This window comes from Actinoplanes sp. NPDC051411, assembly GCF_040682075.1.
GTDB lineage: Bacteria > Actinomycetota > Actinomycetes > Mycobacteriales > Micromonosporaceae > Actinoplanes.
In genome coordinates, this window is the sequence record NZ_JBFBAD010000102.1 from 1 (window position 1) to 17,040 (window position 17,040).

Annotated in this window: 15 protein-coding genes; 8 read left to right on the top strand and 7 right to left on the bottom strand. The window is 73.2% G+C overall.

The genetic code is table 11. From position 1 onward, the window contains the following. Positions 1 to 405 (top strand): methyl-accepting chemotaxis protein (locus AB0M88_RS38995; RefSeq protein WP_364110874.1); only part of this gene is annotated, 405 nt, incomplete at its 5' end. Here the strand turns inward: AB0M88_RS38995 and AB0M88_RS39000 are convergent. The 5 genes from AB0M88_RS39000 to AB0M88_RS39020 are packed head-to-tail and all read right to left on the bottom strand — an operon-like array spanning position 402 to position 3,618. Beyond that, a complete protein-coding gene (locus AB0M88_RS39000) occupies positions 402 to 800 on the bottom strand; it encodes a hypothetical protein (protein ID WP_364110875.1) in 399 nt (132 codons plus the stop codon). The two genes, AB0M88_RS38995 and AB0M88_RS39000, sit on opposite strands and share 4 nt — an antisense overlap. Then, positions 797 to 1,630, bottom strand: coding sequence for a heavy metal-binding domain-containing protein (locus AB0M88_RS39005; RefSeq protein ID WP_364110876.1), 834 nt, complete (start codon positions 1,628 to 1,630; stop codon positions 797 to 799). Before AB0M88_RS39005 ends, AB0M88_RS39000 begins: the two co-directional genes overlap by 4 nt. Then, a complete protein-coding gene (locus tag AB0M88_RS39010) occupies positions 1,627 to 2,511 on the bottom strand; it encodes a heavy metal-binding domain-containing protein (protein ID WP_364110877.1) in 885 nt (294 codons plus the stop codon). The genes AB0M88_RS39005 and AB0M88_RS39010 overlap by 4 nt, the downstream gene beginning before the upstream one ends. Continuing rightward, a complete protein-coding gene (locus tag AB0M88_RS39015) occupies positions 2,508 to 2,708 on the bottom strand; it encodes a hypothetical protein (RefSeq protein ID WP_364110878.1) in 201 nt (66 codons plus the stop codon). The genes AB0M88_RS39010 and AB0M88_RS39015 overlap by 4 nt, the downstream gene beginning before the upstream one ends. Then, positions 2,701 to 3,618 (bottom strand): EamA family transporter, encoded by a 918-nt coding sequence (locus AB0M88_RS39020; RefSeq protein ID WP_364110879.1) that lies wholly within the window; start codon positions 3,616 to 3,618, stop codon positions 2,701 to 2,703. The genes AB0M88_RS39015 and AB0M88_RS39020 overlap by 8 nt, the downstream gene beginning before the upstream one ends. A 333-nt stretch (positions 3,619 to 3,951) precedes the next feature. Here AB0M88_RS39020 and AB0M88_RS39025 point away from each other — a divergent pair, with 333 nt between their 5' ends. Continuing rightward, positions 3,952 to 4,311 (top strand): BlaI/MecI/CopY family transcriptional regulator, encoded by a 360-nt coding sequence (locus AB0M88_RS39025; protein ID WP_364110880.1) that lies wholly within the window; start codon positions 3,952 to 3,954, stop codon positions 4,309 to 4,311. Then, complete coding sequence (locus tag AB0M88_RS39030) at positions 4,308 to 5,192, top strand: M48 family metalloprotease (protein WP_364110881.1); 885 nt, start codon at positions 4,308 to 4,310, stop codon at positions 5,190 to 5,192. The genes AB0M88_RS39025 and AB0M88_RS39030 overlap by 4 nt, the downstream gene beginning before the upstream one ends. Before the next feature lie 34 nt (positions 5,193 to 5,226). Here AB0M88_RS39030 and AB0M88_RS39035 read toward each other — a convergent pair whose 3' ends face one another. Continuing rightward, positions 5,227 to 5,748 carry a DUF4142 domain-containing protein gene (locus AB0M88_RS39035; protein WP_364110882.1) on the bottom strand — a complete coding sequence of 174 codons (522 nt, stop codon included), beginning with the start codon at positions 5,746 to 5,748 and terminating at the stop codon, positions 5,227 to 5,229. 105 nt (positions 5,749 to 5,853) lie between these two features. Between AB0M88_RS39035 and AB0M88_RS39040 the strand changes: the two genes are divergently transcribed. From AB0M88_RS39040 to AB0M88_RS39050, 3 genes are all read left to right on the top strand, one after another. Further along, positions 5,854 to 6,864 (top strand): LLM class flavin-dependent oxidoreductase, encoded by a 1,011-nt coding sequence (locus tag AB0M88_RS39040; RefSeq protein ID WP_364110883.1) that lies wholly within the window; start codon positions 5,854 to 5,856, stop codon positions 6,862 to 6,864. A 10-nt stretch (positions 6,865 to 6,874) separates the two neighbouring features. Further along, complete coding sequence (locus AB0M88_RS39045) at positions 6,875 to 7,855, top strand: aldo/keto reductase (protein ID WP_364110884.1); 981 nt, start codon at positions 6,875 to 6,877, stop codon at positions 7,853 to 7,855. A 64-nt stretch (positions 7,856 to 7,919) separates the two neighbouring features. Further along, a complete protein-coding gene (locus tag AB0M88_RS39050) occupies positions 7,920 to 13,382 on the top strand; it encodes a carboxyl transferase domain-containing protein (protein WP_364110885.1) in 5,463 nt (1,820 codons plus the stop codon). A 381-nt stretch (positions 13,383 to 13,763) separates the two neighbouring features. On the opposite strand, the gene AB0M88_RS39055 is transcribed toward AB0M88_RS39050, so the two are convergent. Then, positions 13,764 to 15,317: an MFS transporter gene (locus tag AB0M88_RS39055; protein ID WP_364110886.1), complete on the bottom strand. Its 1,554-nt coding sequence runs from the start codon at positions 15,315 to 15,317 to the stop codon at positions 13,764 to 13,766. Between the two features lie 111 nt (positions 15,318 to 15,428). Here AB0M88_RS39055 and AB0M88_RS39060 point away from each other — a divergent pair, with 111 nt between their 5' ends. Both AB0M88_RS39060 and AB0M88_RS39065 read left to right on the top strand, forming a co-directional pair. Then, positions 15,429 to 15,890, top strand: a complete 462-nt coding sequence (locus AB0M88_RS39060) for a CGNR zinc finger domain-containing protein (RefSeq protein WP_364110887.1) — start codon at positions 15,429 to 15,431, stop codon at positions 15,888 to 15,890. Positions 15,891 to 15,961: 71 nt separating this feature from the next. Next, positions 15,962 to 16,927, top strand: coding sequence for a cation diffusion facilitator family transporter (locus tag AB0M88_RS39065; RefSeq protein ID WP_364110888.1), 966 nt, complete (start codon positions 15,962 to 15,964; stop codon positions 16,925 to 16,927). The last annotated feature ends 113 nt before the right edge of the window (positions 16,928 to 17,040 follow it).

A 17,040-nucleotide genomic window follows, 5' to 3' on the forward strand; every position in this document is an offset into this window, starting at 1 on the left:
GACGCCGGCAAGGGCTTCGCCGTCGTCGCCTCCGAGGTCAAGGACCTCGCCCAGGAGACCGCGCGGGCGACCGAGGACATCTCGGGCCGGGTGCAGGCGATCCAGCACGACACCGACGCGGCGATCGCGGCGATCGACCGGATCAGCTCGATCATCCGCGAGGTGAACGAGCACTCGACGACGATCGCGGCCGCGGTCGAGGAGCAGACCGCGACCACGGCCGAGATGAGCCGCAACATCGTCGAGGCGGCGACCGGCTCGGGCGAGATCGCCGAGAACGTCTCCGGGGTGGCCACCGCCGCCCAGATCACGGCCGAGGGCGTGGCCGAGGCCCAGGAGACCGCCTCCCAGCTCGAGCTGATGTCCAGCGAGCTGAACGCGGTCGTCGCCCAGTTCCGGCTCTAGGGCGCCAGCAGGTTCTCCAGGGCGTTGCGGGCGGCGGCGTTGCGGGACGCCAGCTTGGCGAGCACGCCGGCCAGGGCGACCAGCCACTCCTCGACCCCGACCGTGCTGCGCTTGATCGTGACGCCGCGGACGATCTGCCGCACCTCCCCCGCCGAGGCGCGCAGAACCAGCTGCTCGTCGGGCGTCGTCACGGTCAGCGCGACCGGGGTGCCCTCGCGCCCGTTCATCCGGTCGGCCAGCGAGCGCTTGCGCTCCACCTCGACCATGCCCGGCGGCAGCGCGTCGCCCAGCACACTCGTCAAGACCCGGGTCAGGGACTCGACGTCGGCCCGGTCCGAGCGCAGCGCGGCCGCGATCAGATGAAGGTCGCCCATCGGGCCGAGAGACTCGGTCATCGGTCGGTCAAGGGCAGCACGAGCTGCGGTTTGGCGATCACGTGGTCGGAGCGTAGTGGACGAACCGCGGTGCCGATGGCGAAGAACTCGGTCGTGTGCCCGCCCCAGCGGTGGGTGTTGGAGAGCATCTGCACCCCGACGATGCCCTCCGCCCCGAGCGCCTCGGCCTCCGCCTGCATGCGGCTCATCGCCAGCTCGCGGGCGTCGTACAGCGCCTCCGTGTATTGCGGGATCTCCACGTTCTGCCCGATGTTGCCCATCGCCTGCCAGAACCGCTGGTGGGCGATGTGGTAGACGCAGGTGCCCATGGTCATGCCGAGCGGGGCGTAGCCGGCCTGGATCAGCGTCCAGAAATCCTGCCCCGACAGGTCGCTGGTGAACGGCTGGTTGTGCCGGTTGCGCCAGGTGCCGCCCGAGGCCGGCGCGGCGTCGGCCTTGACCGCGGTGCCGATCGCGATGAACTCGGCCAGGTCGGAGCCGAACTCCTTGAACTCGATGTCGAGCCGCACGCCGACGATGCCGTCCGCGCCGAGCGCGTCGGCCTCGGCCTCCATCCGGGTCATCGCCAGCTCGCGGGCGTGGTACATCGCCTGGGACAGCGACTCCAGCTCCTGGTTTTTGCTCCAGCGTCCGAACTGGATGCCGACGTGGTAGATGCTCGAGCCGAGCACCAGCCCGAGCGGCCGGAACCCGGCCTCGCGCACCAGCAGGAACTCGTTGACGCTCAGGTCGGAGGTGAACAGGCTGGTGGCCTGGCCGGGGCGCATCTGCGCCAGGCGGCGCATCGCGTCGTCGGGGACGCCGAGGGCGTCGGGGGTGTTCACGGTCATCGGGAGCTCCGCAGCGGCAGGATGGTGAGACTGCTGGTGGTGGCCTTGCGCCCGGTGTGGAACCGGGCGATCGCGTTGCCGATGACGACACACTCGGCGACGTGGTCGGTGTGGTTCTCGCCCACCTCGATCGGCCACACGTGTGACCAGAGGCTGGAGAGCAGCGCGGCGTCGCCGCCGAGCTTGGCCGCCAGGGCGGCGAAATCGCGCCGGGCCTTCGCCCGCACGTGGGTGAGCAGCTCGGTGTAGCCGCTGACCTCGGTGTTGCCGGCCATCCAGCCGGTCTGCGACTGGGTGCGCCAGTCGTCGTGCCGCACCGCGATCGAGATCCCGTACGCGATGCCGGACGGCACCCAGCCGGCGGCCATCAGCTTGGCCACGTCCTGGCCGCCGAGATCGGTCGAGAACGGGGTCTTGGGCCGCTCGCGCCCGCGCGACCGGACCGCGGTGCCGAGCGCCATGAACTCGCGCTTCTGCCCCTCCATGCGCTCGTCGGTGAACCTCACCCCGACCACGCCGTCGGCGCCGAGCGCGGCCGCCTCCTGAAGCATCCGGTCGAGCGCGGTGTCGCGGCCCTCGCGGACCGCCCGCGCGTACGGCTCGTAGCCCGACCAGCGGGAGGGCCGCGACACCGACGCCGGGCCGCCGTAGTAACCGCCGGTGAAGCCCGGGCTCCAGCCGCAGCCGCCGTAACCGGAGAAGCCGATCTGCATCACCGCGGTGCCGAGGACCTCGCCGACCACGTCGAACCCGGCCACCTCGAGCCCGGCCAGCCCGTCGGCCGACAGCAGCGAGGTGCGGACCCCACCGGCGGCCGCCCGCTCGATGCGCGCGCGGGCCACCGGCGGCAGCCCGCGCCCGTCCCACCCGTCAACCGTCACTGTTCAGTCATACCGCGCCGCCGCCAGCGTGGCACTCTCCGATCGGACAAGATCACCGCCGGTGTCACCCCGGCCGGCTCGAGCCCGGCCACGTCGTCGGCCGACAGCAGCGAGGTGCGTACACCGTCGCGGGCCGCGCGCCCGATGCGGGCGCCGGCTACCGGAGGCAGTCCGCGCCCGTCCCATCGATCAGTCACCGCTCACTAATATCGCCTCCCGTCCAGCGTCACGGACCAGGGGCTCCAGCATCAGGGCCACGATCAGCAGGGCGGCGCCGGCGAGGCCGGCCGGGCTCAGCCGGTCGCCGAGCACGATCGCGGCCAGCGCGGTGCCGATCAGCGGTTCGAGCAGGGCCATCAGCGAAGCCGTGCCGGCCGGGGCGGTGCGCAGGCCCCGGAAGTACGCCGCGTACCCGAGCGCCGTCGGACCGACCGCGATCGCGGCCACCAGGCCCAGCCCGGCCGGGTCGACCGCGAACCGGAGGCCGGTGGTCGCCGCGGCGACCGGGCCGAGCATCGCGGCGCCGAGCGTGAACGACCAGCCGGTCGTGGCGAGTTCGTCGAGACCCTCGACCGGCCGCGCCTGCACCAGGGTCATGGTGGCGAACCCGGCCGCCGCGACCAGGGCAAACCCGCCTCCGGCGAGCAGGGCGGTCAGGTTCCGGTTTCCTTCCGGTACGCCGACCAGCAGCGCCAGCCCTACGACGGCGAGCGTGGCCGTGCCCGCCGCGCCCGGCCCGATCCGCCGCCGGCCGGTCACCGCCTCGGCGGCGAGCACGAGCAGGGGCGAGGCGCCGATCGTGAGCAGGGTGGCCAGGCTCACCCCGACGGTCTGCACGGCGGCGAAGTAGGTCGCCTGGAACAGCGCCGCCAGCCCGCCGACGATCAGGATCCGTTGTGCGGCCGCGCGGCCCCTCGGCCGGGGGCGGCGGGTCGCGGCCAGGAAGGCGAGGAGCAGCAGCCCGCCGCCGCCGAGCCGGTAGAAGGCGACGGCGAGAGGGCCGAGGCCGGTGTGGTGGGCGAGCAGGCTGCCGGTCAGCCCGCCGGTTCCCCAGAGGACACCGGCGACGACGAGAAAGCCGACGCCGGAAGACGTTCGTTGCTTCATGGGATGTGGTCACTCGCTTCTGCGACGAAGGAAACAGGGTCGCGGAAAGCGGGGAGTTACGGCGTACGCGAAAGAGCGCGCCCACCCGGGGCGCGCGACCGAGAGTCCCCGCTCAGAGGACCGGCGGCGAGTTCACGATGCGACGCATGGGCCCCACCCTAGGCCATCGCCGCGCCCAGCGGCCCGATCAGCCGGCGCCGGGTCTCGGCGGCGGCGATGCTGGCGTTCGCCGCCGATGACCGGTTCACGCGGCGCGCGATGGCCGTCGTCACGACCGCGGTTCGTCCCGGTTTCGCCGACCTGTTGTTGCCCGGCAGACGGTAGCCTTCCGGCATGGTGAGCAGGCGCGGGCGGGGCGAGCTCGAGTCCGACGTGATGGCCGCCCTGTGGGCGGCCGAGGGGCCGATGACGGCGGCCGGGGTGCAGGCGGTGCTCGGCGACGGGCTGGCCTACAACACGGTGCAGACGATCCTGATCCGGCTGCTCGAAAAGGGTGTGGTCCGCCGGGCGCCGGCCGGGCGCGGCCACGCCTACTGGCCGGTGCAGGATGCCGCGACCACGGCGGCCGGGCGCATGCGGGCGGCCCTCGACGGCCGGCCCGACCGGCGGGCGGTGCTGCAGCAGTTCGCGGCCGGCCTCGACCCGGTCGACGCCTCGGTGCTCCGCGAGCTGCTCGAGGACCGTTCCCAGTGACCCTGCTCGTCTATCTGCCCCTGTTGCTGCCGGTCGTGGTCTCGCTGGTCGCCCGCCGGGCGGCCGACCGGGTTCCGCCCGCCCTCGCGGTGCGCGGCCTGGTCGCGGCGGCGCTGGCCGCCGCGGCGCTCTCGGCCTGGTCGCTGATCCTGCTGTCCCTCACCCTGTTCGACGACCTGCCGCCGTGGCGCGCGCTCGGCGGCCGGCCCGGCCTCCACCTGCCCCAACCGGTTCCCGACGCGGTGGCGGCGCTCGCGCTGGGCGCGCTCGGCTGGGCGGTGGTCCGGCTCGGGCGCGACCTGCGGCACCGGGCCGATACCGTACGCCGGTTGCGACAGGCCGGACCCGCCCACGAGGGCCTGGTCGTCGCCGACTGGGATTCGCCCCTGGCCGTGGCCGTCCCCGGCCACCCCGGCCACGTGCTGGTGACCAGCGGCATGCTCCGCGCGCTCGGGCCGGCGGAGCGCCGGGCCGTCTTCGCCCACGAGCGTGCCCACCTGGCCCACCGGCACCACGCCCTGGTCGCCGCCGCGGCCGCCGCGGCCGCCGTCAACCCCCTGCTGGCGCCCGTCCGCCCGGTCGTGACCTACCTGGTCGAACGCTGGGCCGACGAGGACGCCGCGGCCGCGCTCGCCGACCGTGGGCTGGTCGCCCGCGCGGTCGCCCGGGCGGCCCTGGCCGGCGCCCCGGCCGCCGCGCCGGCGCTGGGCATCACCGGCGGCGTGATCGTCCGCCGGGTGAACGCGCTGCGGCAGCCGCCCGCGGTCGACGGCGGCCTGCTGCTCCTGGTGGCCGCGCTGGCCGCCGTGGCGGTCTGCCTGATGTCCGGCGGCGACGCGACGACCGACTTCGTCGAGGTCTTCCGCGCCTGGCCGCGCTAGGGCCGGTCCTGGGCGTGTGCGCGCCCGGCACCGGCTACTGATAGGCCGAGGCCGCGAGGGCGGCGGTCAGGGCGTCGTGGTGGGCCTGGACCAGCGGCGCGGCGAAGGAGACCAGCTGCTTGACCCGGGCGTCCTCGCCGTGGGCGAGCTCTTCCCGGCCCGCCGCGAGTGCCGCGTTGTGGGCCTTGAGCTGGGTGCGCAGATAGAGCCGGTCGAAGGTCGCCGACGGCACCGACTGATATTTCTTGCCCAGGGCCAGCTGGGCGGCGGTCGGCGTGTCGGGCAGCAGTACGCCGGCCGCCCGGGCCACGGCGGTCAGGCGCGTGTCGATCGCCGTGTGGTCGCGTACGAAGCGGGCGCCCAGAGCGCGCACCCGCGGCGACACCGCGCGCTCCTGGGCGATGCCGCCGCCCGCGATCTCGGCCATGTTCGCCTGGTGGACGGCGCGCAGGAAACCGGCGTCGGGGGCCGGCTCGGAGGAGACCGACGCCACCGCGGTGGTGGGGGTCAGGCCGAACAGCACCATGGTGGCGAGGGCGACGCTTTTCGAGAACATGGGACTACCTCTTCCATCGAGTGCGGACATAACGCTCACAAGCGTACGAAAAAGGCAGCGGGAGCGAGGGGAATCGCCGGACCACCGGCGGGGTTGGAGGCGACTGTGACAAGCACTGGGAAGAAGATCGGGTTCCTGTCCTTCGGGCACTGGCGGGACGCGACCGGGTCGCAGACCCGCAGCGCCGCCGATTCGCTGCTGCAGACCATCGAGCTGGCCGAGGCCGCCGACGAGCTGGGAGTCGACGGCGCGTTCGTGCGCGTGCACCACTTCGAGCGCCAGCTCGCCTCGCCGTTCCCGCTGCTGAGCGCCATCGCCGCCCGCACCCGGACGATCGAGATGGGCACCGGCGTCATCGACATGCGCTACGAGAACCCGCTCTACATGGCCGAGGAGGCCGCCGCGACCGACCTGATCAGCGGCGGCCGGCTGCAGCTCGGCGTGAGCCGCGGATCCCCCGAGTCGGCGATCAACGGCTCCTACAGCTTCGGCTACCAGCCGCCGGACGGCGTGACCGCGGCCGACCTCGCCCGGCAGAAGACCGAGGTGTTCCTGAAGGCGATCGAGGGCGCGGCCGTGGCCCGCAGCGCCGCCGGCGGCCTGGCGATCACCCCGCAGTCTCCCGGCCTGCGCGACCGCGTCTGGTGGGGCGCCGGCACCCGGGCGACCGCGCAGTGGGCGGCCACGCTCGGGGTCAACCTGCAGAGCTCGACCCTGCTGACCGAGGACACCGGCGTGCCGTTCGACGAGCTGCAGGCCGAGCAGATCCAGCTCTACCGCGACGCGTTCCGCGAGGCCGGGCACACCCGCACCCCGCAGGTGTCGATCTCGCGCAGCGTGCTGCCGATCACCGAGGAGATCGACCGGATCTACTTCGGCGCCCAGGCCCACGACGACCAGGTCGGGCTGCTCGAGGGGGTCCGGTCCCGCTTCGGCCGTACGTTCGTGGGTGACCCGGCCGACATCGCCCGCGAACTGGCCGCCGACCAGGCCGTCCAGGCCGCCGACTACGTGCTGTTCACGGTGCCCAACCAGCTCGGGGTGGAGTACAGTGCGCGCATTCTCGAGACACTGACCAAGCACATCGCGCCGGAAATCGGGTGGGCGCCGCAATAGGATCGCCCGAGTGGAATACGTGAAATTCGGAAGCACCGGCATGGACGTCTCGCGGGTGTGCCTCGGGGCCATGAGCTACGGCGTACCGGAGCGGGGAGCGCACGCGTGGTCCCTGCCCGAGGACGAGGCGCGCCCGTTCGTCCGGCAGGCTCTCGACCTGGGCATCAACTTCTTCGACACCGCCAACGTCTACTCGGACGGCACCAGCGAGGAGATCCTCGGGCGGGCCCTGCACGACATGGCCGACCGGGACGAGATCGTGCTCGCGACCAAGGTGCACGGCAGGCGGCGGGAGGGGCCGAACGGCGGCGGCCTCTCGCGCAAGCACATCCTGAGCGAGATCGACGCCTCGCTGAAGCGACTCGGCACCGACTACGTCGACCTCTACCAGATCCACCGGCTCGACCCCTCGGTGGCGGTCGAGGAGACCCTCGAGGCGATGCACGACGTGGTCAAGGCGGGCAAGGCCCGCTACATCGGGGCCTCCTCGATGTACGCGTGGGAGTTCGCCCAGGCGCTCTACCTGGCCGATCTCAACGGCTGGACCCGGTTCGTGTCGATGCAGAACCACTACAACCTGCTCTACCGCGAGGAGGAGCGGGAGATGCTGCCGCTCTGCGCGAACCAGGGCATCGCGGTCATCCCGTGGAGCCCGCTCGCCCGCGGACGGCTCGCCCGGCCGGACCAGGAGCAGGAGACCGAGCGCACCCGGGGCGACGAGTTCGGCCGGACGCTCTACCGGGGCGCCGAGGAGGCCGACCGCCGCATCGTCGACGCGGTCGGCCAGGTGGCCGAGAAGCACGGCGTGCCGCGCGCCCAGGTGGCCCTGGCCTGGGTCGCCGCCAACCCGGTCGTCACCGCGCCGATCGTCGGCGCCACGAAACCCCACCATCTGACGGATGCGGTCGCGGCGGTCTCGCTTGCGCTCGACGAGCAGGACGTACGCCTCCTCGAGGCGCACTATCTTCCGCGGGCGGTGGCCGGGTTCTGATGCGCCGGCGGCGCGCGCCTGTAGTCTCCCGGAAAAGAATTTCGGCAAACAGGGGCTCGTCCAGGTGTTCAGTCGTATCGCCATCGTCAACCGTGGTGAGGCCGCCATGCGGCTCATCCACGCCGTTCGTGAGCTGTCCGCCGAGACCGGGGCAGAGGTCGAGATCGTCGCCCTCTACACCGACGTGGACCGTTCCGCGACGTTCGTCCGTGAGGCCGACATCGCGTACGACCTCGGCCCGGCCGCCGGCCGGCCCTACCTGGACCTCAAGGTCCTTGAGCACGCGCTGGTCGAGACCCGGGCCGACGCGGCCTGGGTCGGCTGGGGCTTCGTCGCCGAAGACCCGGCGTTCGCCGAGCTGTGCGAACGCATCGGGATCACCTTCATCGGCCCGTCGCCCGACGCCATGCGGCAGCTGGGCGACAAGATCGGCGCGAAGCTGATCGCGGAAGAGGTCGGCGTGCCGGTCGCGCCGTGGAGCCGCGGCCCGGTCGAGACCCTCCAGGCGGCGCTCGAGGCGGCCCAGCGCATCGGCTACCCGCTGATGCTCAAGGCGACCGCGGGCGGCGGCGGGCGCGGCATCCGCGTGGTGCGCGACCCCGACCAGCTCGCCGACGCCTACGAGCGCACCAGCCAGGAGGCGGCGCGCGCGTTCGGCAGCGGCGTCGTCTTCCTTGAGCGCCTGGTCACCGGCGCCCGCCACGTCGAGGTGCAGGTCATCGCCGACGGGCAGGGCACCGCGTGGGCGCTCGGCGTGCGCGACTGCTCGGTGCAGCGCCGCAACCAGAAGGTCATCGAGGAGTCGGCGTCGCCGGTGCTCCCGCCCGAGCGGGTGGCCGAGCTCAAGACGTCGGCCGAGCGCCTGGCGGTGCGGGTCGGCTACCGCGGGGCGGCCACGGTCGAATTCCTCTACCACCCGGGCGACGACCTGCTCGCGTTCCTCGAGGTCAACACCCGTCTGCAGGTCGAGCACCCGATCACCGAGTCGACCAACGGATATGACCTGGTCAAGGCCCAGATCCACGTCGCGTCGGGCGGCCGGCTCGACGGCTCGCCGCCGGTCGAGCGCGGGCACGCCGTCGAGGCCCGGCTCAACGCCGAAGACCCCGACCGCGACTTCGCCCCCTCCCCCGGCCGCATCGCGCGGCTCGACCTGCCGGCCGGTCCGGGCATCCGGGTCGACACCGGGGTCAGCGAGGGCGACACCATCCCGGGCGACTTCGACTCGATGATCGCCAAGGTCATCGCGTACGGGAAGGACCGCGACGAGGCCCTGGGCCGGCTGCGCCGGGCGATGGCCGAGACCACCGTCATCATCGAGGGCGGCACGACCAACAAGAGCTTCGTGCTCGACCTGCTCGACCAGAGCGAGGTGATCGACGGCAGCGCCGACACCGGCTGGATCGACCGGGTCCGCGGCGAGGGCCGGCTGGTCTCCCAGAAGCACTCGGCGGTCGCGCTGGCCGCGGCGGCCATCGAGGCCTACGAGGAGGACGAGCGCGTCGAGCGCCAGCGCCTGCTGTCGACCGCGTTCGGCGGCCGGCCCCAGGTGCGCCACGAGAGCGGCCGCCCGCTCGACCTGAAGCTGCGCGGCGCGACCTACCGGGTGAAGGTGGCCCGGGTCGGGGCGCACCGGTTCCGGGTCGGCGTCGAGGCGGGCACCGAGGGCCGCACGGCCGACGTCGAGCTCGAACGGTACGACAGGCACAGCGGCCGCGTCGTGGTCAACGGTGCCCGGCACAAACTGCTCACCGGCACCCACGGCTCGATCCACCTGGTCGAGGTCGACGGCGTCACCCACCGCATCAGCCGCGACGAGGGCGGCGTGCTGCGCGCCCCGATGCCGGCGCTGGTCGTCGCCACCCCCCTGGCGCCGGGCGCCGAGGTCGAGGCGGGCGCGCCGGTGCTGGTGCTCGAGGCGATGAAGATGGAGGCGGTGCTCCGCGCGCCGTTCAAGGCCCGGGTCAAGGAGTGCCTGGTCTCGGTCGGCGCCAAGGTCGACGCCGGGGCGGCCCTGCTGCGCCTCGAACCGATCGGCGACGCGTCCGAGGCGGCCGCGGCCGAGATCGCGCACGTCGCGCTCGACCTGCCCGCCGCCCCGGCCGGGACGCCCGCCCTCGACCGCTGCCGCCGCGGGCAGGACGACCTGCGCAGCCTGCTGCTCGGCTTCGACGTCGACCCGCACGACGAGCGCCGGGTGCTCGCCGACTACCTGGCCGCCCGCGGCTCGTCGATCGAGGCCGGGGTGCGCCCGCTGGCCGGCGAGGTCGAACTGCTCGACGTCTTCGCCGACCTGGCCGAGCTCAGCCGCAACCGGCCGGCGGGCGAGGACGGCGGCAGCGACACCCGCGTGCACAGCGCCCGCGAATACTTCCACTCATACCTGCAGAGCCTCGACGTCGAGCGGGCCGGACTGCCCGAGTCGTTCCAGGCCCGGCTGGCCAAGGCCCTCGGCCGCTACGGCGTCACCGAGCTCGAGCGCACCCCGGCGCTCGAGGCGGCGGTCTTCCGCATCTTCCTGGCCCAGCAGCGGGCGGCGGCCGACGCCGCGGTGATCGTCACGCTGCTGCGCACCTGGCTGAACGAGGGGCCGCCCGACGACACCCTGCGCGAACCGGCCGGCCTGGTCCTGGAACGGCTGATCACGGCCGCCCAGGTGCGCTTCCCGGCCGTCGCCGACCTCGCCCGGGCCGTCGTCTTCGCCTGGTTCGGCATGCCGCTGCTGCGGCGCAACCGCGCCCGGGTGTACGCCGAGGTCCGCAAGAGCCTGCGCCACCTCGACGAGCAGCCCGCCGCCGCCGACCGGGGCGACCGGATCGCCGACATGGTCAGCAGCACCGAACCGCTGGTGCGCCTGCTCGGGCAGCGCCTGCGCCGGCCCAACCTCGACAACTCGGTGATGCTCGAGGTGCTGACCCGCCGCTACTACGGCAACAAGGACCTGTCGGTCGTCGGCACCGAGGAGGCGGCCGGCTGCAAGTTCGTCGTCGCCGAGCGGCACGCCGGGTCGACGATCGTGTCGACGGCGGTCGACATCGAGGAACTGGGCCGGGCGCTCGACGGGCTGGGCGCGCTGGCCGGCGGCGACACCACGATCGACGCCGACATCTACCTCGCGTGGGAGGGCCAGCCGTCCGACTCCGACGCGATGGCGGCGGCGCTGCTCGAGGTGGTCGCCGCCCACCCGCTGCCGCCCCGGGTCGGACGGGTCACGACCACGGTCGCGGGCCGCGGCGGTGCGGTCATGCACCACCACGTGACGTTCCGGCGGGTGGAAACGGGCGTGGTCGAGGAGCGGTTGATCCGCGGCCTCCACCCGTACGTCGCCCAGCGCATGCAGCTGGAACGTCTCCGCAAGTTCGACCTCACCCGGCTGCCCTCCTCGGACGAGGAGATCTATCTGTTCCGCTGCATCGCCCGGGAAAACCCGGCCGACGACCGGCTCATCGCCTTCGCCCAGGTACGCGACCTGACCGAGCTACGCGAGCACGACGGCCGCCTGGTCGCCCTGCCCACCGCCGAGGACACGATCGCCACCTGCCTCGACTCGATCCGCCGGGCCCAGCAGCAGCGGCCGTCCGACAAGCGGTTCAACACCAACCGCATCGTCGTCTACGTGTGGCCGCCGGTGTCGATCAGCCGCGACGAGATGGAGATGATCGCCCGCCGCATCGCGCCGACGACCGCCGGCGCGGGCCTGGAGGAGATCTCGTTCATCGCGCGGCGGGTCTCCTCGTCCGGCGCCCTGGTCAAGACCACGGTGCGGATCGTCTTCGAGGCGACCGGCGGCACCCGGCTGACCATCGACGAGCCGTCGGACGAGCCGATCGAGCCGCTGGACGGCTACCGGCAGAAGGTGCTGCGGGCCCGCGCGCGTAACACCGAATACCCGTACGAGCTGGCGGGGATGATCGGCGACTTCGTCGAGCACGACCTGGCCGAGGACGGTGTGCTGGTCCCGGTCGACCGGCCGAAGGGCCGCAACAGCGCGGCCATGGTCGTCGGGGTGGTCACAACCGCGACCGCACTCCACCCTTCGGGCGTGACCCGGGTGGTGCTGCTCGGCGACCCGACCAAGTCGCTGGGCGCGCTCTCCGAACCCGAATGCCGCCGGGTGATCGCCGCCCTCGACCTGGCCTCGCAGATGAGGGTGCCGGTCGAGTGGTACGCGCTGTCGTCCGGCGCCCGCATCTCGATGGAGTCGGGCACCGAGAACATGGACTGGGTGGCGGCCGCGCTCAAGCGGATCGTCGAGTTCACCCAGGCCGGCAGCGAGATCAACATCGTGGTGGCGGGCATCAACGTCGGTGCGCAGCCCTACTGGAACGCCGAGGCCACGATGCTCATGCACACCAAGGGCATCCTGATCATGACGCCCGACTCGGCGATGGTGCTCACCGGCAAGCAGGCGCTCGACTTCTCCGGCGGCGTGTCGGCCGAGGACAACTTCGGCATCGGCGGCTACGACCGGGTGATGGGCCCCAACGGCCAGGCCCAGTACTGGGCCGCCGACCTTGCGGCCGCCCGCGACGTGCTCATGGCGCACTACGACTACACATACGTCGTACCGGGGGAAAGCGCGCCGCGGCGCGCACCCTCCTCGGACCCGGTCTCCCGTGACGTCTCCGACTTTCCGCACAGCATTGCCGACAGCGACTTCACCACGGTCGGCCAGATCTTCTCGGCCGCCTCCAATCCCGACCGCAAGAAGCCGTTCGACATCCGCGCGGTGATGCGGGCGCTCTCCGACCAGGACCACCCGGTGCTGGAGCGGTGGGCCGGCATGGCCGACGCGGAAACCGCGGTCGTGCAGGACGTACGCCTCGGCGGCATCCCGGTCTGCCTGCTCGGCATCGAATCCCAGCCGGTGCCCCGGCGCGGCTTCCCGCCCACCGACGGCCCCGACACCTACACCGCGGGCACGCTGTTCCCGCGCTCGTCGAAGAAGGCGGCCCGCGCGATCAACGCGGCCAGCGGCAACCGTCCGCTGGTCGTGCTGGCCAACCTGTCCGGCTTCGACGGCTCTCCCGAGTCGATGCGCAAGCTCCAGCTGGAGTACGGCGCCGAGATCGGCCGGGCGATCGTCAACTTCGAGGGCCCGATCGTCTTCACGGTGATCTCCCGCTACCACGGCGGCGCGTTCGTGGTCTTCTCGAAGGCCCTCAACCCGAGGATGACGGTGCTGGCGCTGGAGGGCTCGTTCGCCTCGGTGCTGGGCGGCGCCCCGGCCGCGGCGGCGGTGTTCGCCGGCGACGTGAACGCGCGGACGGCCTCCGACCCGCGGGTGAAGTCGCTCGAGGAACGGCTGGCGACGGCGTCGGGCACCGACCGGGGCCCCCTGGCGGCCGAGCTGGACGAGCTGCGGGCGTCGGTGCGGGCCGAGAAGCTCAACGAGGTGGCGGCCGAGTTCGACCGGGTCCACAGCATCCAGCGGGCGGTCCGCGTCGGCTCGGTCGACGCGGTCATCACCGCCGCCGAGCTGCGGCCGCGCATCATCGCGGCGATCGAGTCCGGGCTGTCGCAGTAGCCCGCTTCCGAGCGGCCGGCCAGCCCGGCCGCTCGGCCTGTCTCGGTGCCGGCGCTTCAGCGGCGCCGGGATCTGCGCGCTGACCGCGACGATGTGGGCGTCGACGGCGGGTCCAGCGTGGCCTCGCAGACCGCCGGCCCCCGGTCATCCGCCGACGGTCGAGGTGGATCGGGCCGAGGCCGGCCTCCACCAGCACCGCCGGAGGCGATCAGGCTCGCGTCCTGGCCGGTGCGGTCCTGCTCGGCGAGCGGGATCAGCCGGCCGTCCGGCCCGGTGCGGGAGACGGAACCCGGTCGCCGGGCCGAAACCGCCCCGTTCGAACCGCCGCCGGAGCGCCTCCGGTTCGGCCGTGCGCCGGTCAGCGTCATCGCTCGCCGGATGTCAACGGCGTGCGGCGGCCTGGGTAGCCATCTCCGCCGGCTCCGATGTGGGCAGTGGCGCAGCCGCGTGCTCGGGCACCGGCTCCGCCGCAGGCGCAGGCTTGGCCGTCGGCGCGGGTCGCAGGAAGGTGGCGGCCAGCACTGCCGCGACCGCCACCACGACCGCGGCCATCGCGGCCATCAGCACGAAAGCGTTGCTGTAGGCGTGCTCGGCCACCTGCCGGAGATTCGACGCGGCCTCGGGCGGCAGGCTGGCGGCCCGCGTCAGCGCGTCGACCAGCGTCCCCGGCAACTCGTGGCGATAGGCGGCCACGCCGACCGATCCCAGCACGGCGATGCCCAGCGCACCCCCGAGCTCGGTTCCCGTCTCGGTCACCGCGGCGGCCATCCCCGCCCGTTCCGGCCGGACGGTCGAGACCACCAGGTCGGTGGTCAGGATGTAGGCCGGGGCCAGGCCGACCGAGAAGATCACGGTGCCGGCCACGACGGCCGGGAGGGCGACCGCGCCGGCCGCTGCCAGCACGGCGAAGCCGATGGTCATCGCGGCCAGGCCGGCCGCGACGACCCGGCCGGCCGGGAACCAGCGGGTCAGGCCGGGACCGAACAGGGAGGCCAGAAGGTACGCGACGACCGACGGCAACGCCCACAGTCCGGCCCGGAGCGGGGTCATGCCGAGCACCAGCTGGAGGTACTGGCCGATCGCGAACTGGGTGCCGTAGAGCACGAAGAACGACAGCGCGTTGGCGGCCAGCGCGACCGACACCCGTACGTCCCGGAACATGGCCAGGTCGAGCAGCGGCTGCGGGTGCCGGCGCTGGCGGCGGAGGAACAGGCCACCGAGCGCTCCGGCGGCCGCGATCGCCAGAAGCGGGAGCAGCGACAGGCCGGACGCGGCCGCGCGCTTGAGCCCGTAGACGAAGGTCAGCACCGCGGCCAGGCTCAGCAGCGCGCCGAACCAGTCGAACCCGGTCGCGCCGGTGTCGCGCGACTCGGGCAGCAGGATCGGCCCGACGATCAGCAGCAGCGCGGTGGCCGGCACGGCGATCACGAAGACCGAGCCCCACCAGAAGTGTTCGAGGAGTATGCCGCCGATCAGGGGCGCGCCGACGCCGCCGAGCGAGAAGCCGGCGCTCCACACGCCGAGGGCGACGCCGCGTTCGCGCGGGTCGGCGAACATGGCCCGGATCAGCGCGAGCGTCGACGGCATCAGGGTCGCGCCGGTCAGGCCCATGAGGACGCGGGCGGCGATCAGCTGGGCCGGGCTGGTGGCGAACGCGGCGGCCAGCGAGGCGAGCGCGAACGCGGCGGAGCCGGCGAGCAGCAGGCGGCGCCGGCCGATGCGGTCGCCGAGCACCCCGGCACCGATCAGGGTGCCGCTGAGGACGAAGACGTAGCTGTCGAGGATCCAGAGGAGCTGGACGTTGGTGGGCCGCAGGGCGGCGGTGAGGCTGGGCGCGGCGAGGTTGAGGACCTCGGCGTCGAGCGAGACGAGCAGGCAGGGCAGGACGAGCACGGCGAGTCCGGCCCATTCACGTGCGGTTGCGGTCGCACGCATGATTTCACTTCCCGACGGATGTCGATAACGCAATAACAACTCTCATCACGTTATCCGCGATCCCGCCCACCCGCAACGCGATAACACCGTGGATTGCGTTACGCTGGGCCCGTGGCGACCCGGATCGCGATCATGCCGCTCGACGAGGTGGTGCGGCTCGTCAACGAGTGGGGCACGCGGCCGCGCGAGTTCGACGGCCGCACCGGCGCCCCGGCCGACCCTGAGCTGACCACGCTGGCCGACGAGCTGCACCCGATTTTCGCGGCGCCTCCCGAGCGGGCGGCCCGGGTGACCGCACTTCTGGAGCAGAGCCGGGTCCGGCCGGTCCTCACCGACGACCTCGCCCAGGCGTGGCTGGTCGAGGACCCCCGGCAGGCGACGCGGGCGGCCGCCGCGCTGGCCCTCCGCGAGCAACTGGCCGAGCACCCGGGCCGCATCGGCGTCTGCGCCGACCGTCAGTGCGCCGACGTCTACGTCGACCTCTCCCCCGCCGGCCGCCGCCGCTTCTGCTGCCTGACCTGTCAGAACCGCGCCCGCGCCGAGGCCTTCCGCAAGCGCCACGCCACTAGCTGAAGTTACGTTGTTGCAGCTCATTGGCGTTTGCAACGTTGTCGCACGACTAGTTCGGTCCGTATGCTGACGCCATGATCCTGCCGCACTCGCACGACAGCGCCGACCGGGTCGACTCCGCGCTCGAGGCCTCCCGCGAGGGCATGCGCGCGCTGTGGATCTCGCTGGCCGTCCTCGGCGCGACCGCGGCCGCCCAGGCACTGGTCGTCGTCTCCTCGGGCTCGGTCGCCCTGCTCGGCGACAGCCTGCACAATGTCGCCGACGCCCTCACGGCGGTCCCGCTCGGCATCGCCTTCTGGCTCGGCCGGCGGGCGGCCACGCGCGCCTACACGTACGGATTCGGCCGCGCCGAAGACCTCGCCGGCGTGATCATCGTGCTGGTCATCGCCGCGTCGTCGGTCGCGGCGGCCTGGTTCGCGGTCGACCGCCTGGCCGACCCGCGTACGGTGACCGCCCTGCCGTGGGTGTTCGCGGCCGGCCTGATCGGGTTTCTGGGCAACGAGACCGTGGCCCGCTACCGCATCGGCGTCGGCCGGCGCATCGGCTCGGCCGCCCTGGTCGCCGACGGCCTGCACGCCCGCACCGACGGTTTCACCTCGCTGGCCGTCGTGCTCGCCGCGGCCGGCACCGGGCTCGGCTGGCGCTGGGCCGACCCGGTCGTCGGCCTGGTCATCACGGCGGCGATCGCGTTCGTGCTCAAGGACGCCGCCCGGGCGGTCTACCACCGCCTGATGGACCACGTCGAGCCGGAGCTGGTCGACCGCGCCGAGCGGGCCCTGCGCGGGGTGCTCGGCGTCCACGACGTCTCCGGCCTGCGGCTGCGCTGGATCGGCCACAGCCTGCACGCCGAGGCGGCGCTGGTCGTCGACAGTGACCTGACGCTGCTCGCCGCCCATGACATCGCGGCCGAGGCCGAGCACCGGCTGGCCCACGGCGTGCCCCGGCTGACCGGCGCCACTGTCCACGTCGACCCGGCGTCCCACCCCGGCGTCGAGCACCATCACGGCGTACGGCTGAAGGCTCGCCCGCACGGCGAGTGAGGAGTCAGCCGACTCCTCGGGCGCGGACGACCGTGTCGCCGGCCGGGTCGGTCAGACACCGGGGCGGCGACGTTCGCTCAGATTCCGGCTGCCGACCGCGGGCATCGCACGGG

Bases quoted from the DNA above. Each gene is read 5' to 3' on its own strand.
- AB0M88_RS39035 (WP_364110882.1), bottom strand. From the start codon at position 5,748: ATGTTCTCGAAAAGCGTCGCCCTCGCCACCATGGTGCTGTTCGGCCTG.
- AB0M88_RS39025 (WP_364110880.1), top strand. From the start codon at position 3,952: ATGGTGAGCAGGCGCGGGCGGGGCGAGCTCGAGTCCGACGTGATGGCC.
- AB0M88_RS39020 (WP_364110879.1), bottom strand. From the start codon at position 3,618: ATGAAGCAACGAACGTCTTCCGGCGTCGGCTTTCTCGTCGTCGCCGGT.
- AB0M88_RS39005 (WP_364110876.1), bottom strand. From the start codon at position 1,630: ATGACCGTGAACACCCCCGACGCCCTCGGCGTCCCCGACGACGCGATG.
- AB0M88_RS39000 (WP_364110875.1), bottom strand. From the start codon at position 800: ATGACCGAGTCTCTCGGCCCGATGGGCGACCTTCATCTGATCGCGGCC.
- AB0M88_RS39055 (WP_364110886.1), bottom strand. From the start codon at position 15,317: ATGCGTGCGACCGCAACCGCACGTGAATGGGCCGGACTCGCCGTGCTC.
- AB0M88_RS39065 (WP_364110888.1), top strand. From the start codon at position 15,962: ATGATCCTGCCGCACTCGCACGACAGCGCCGACCGGGTCGACTCCGCG.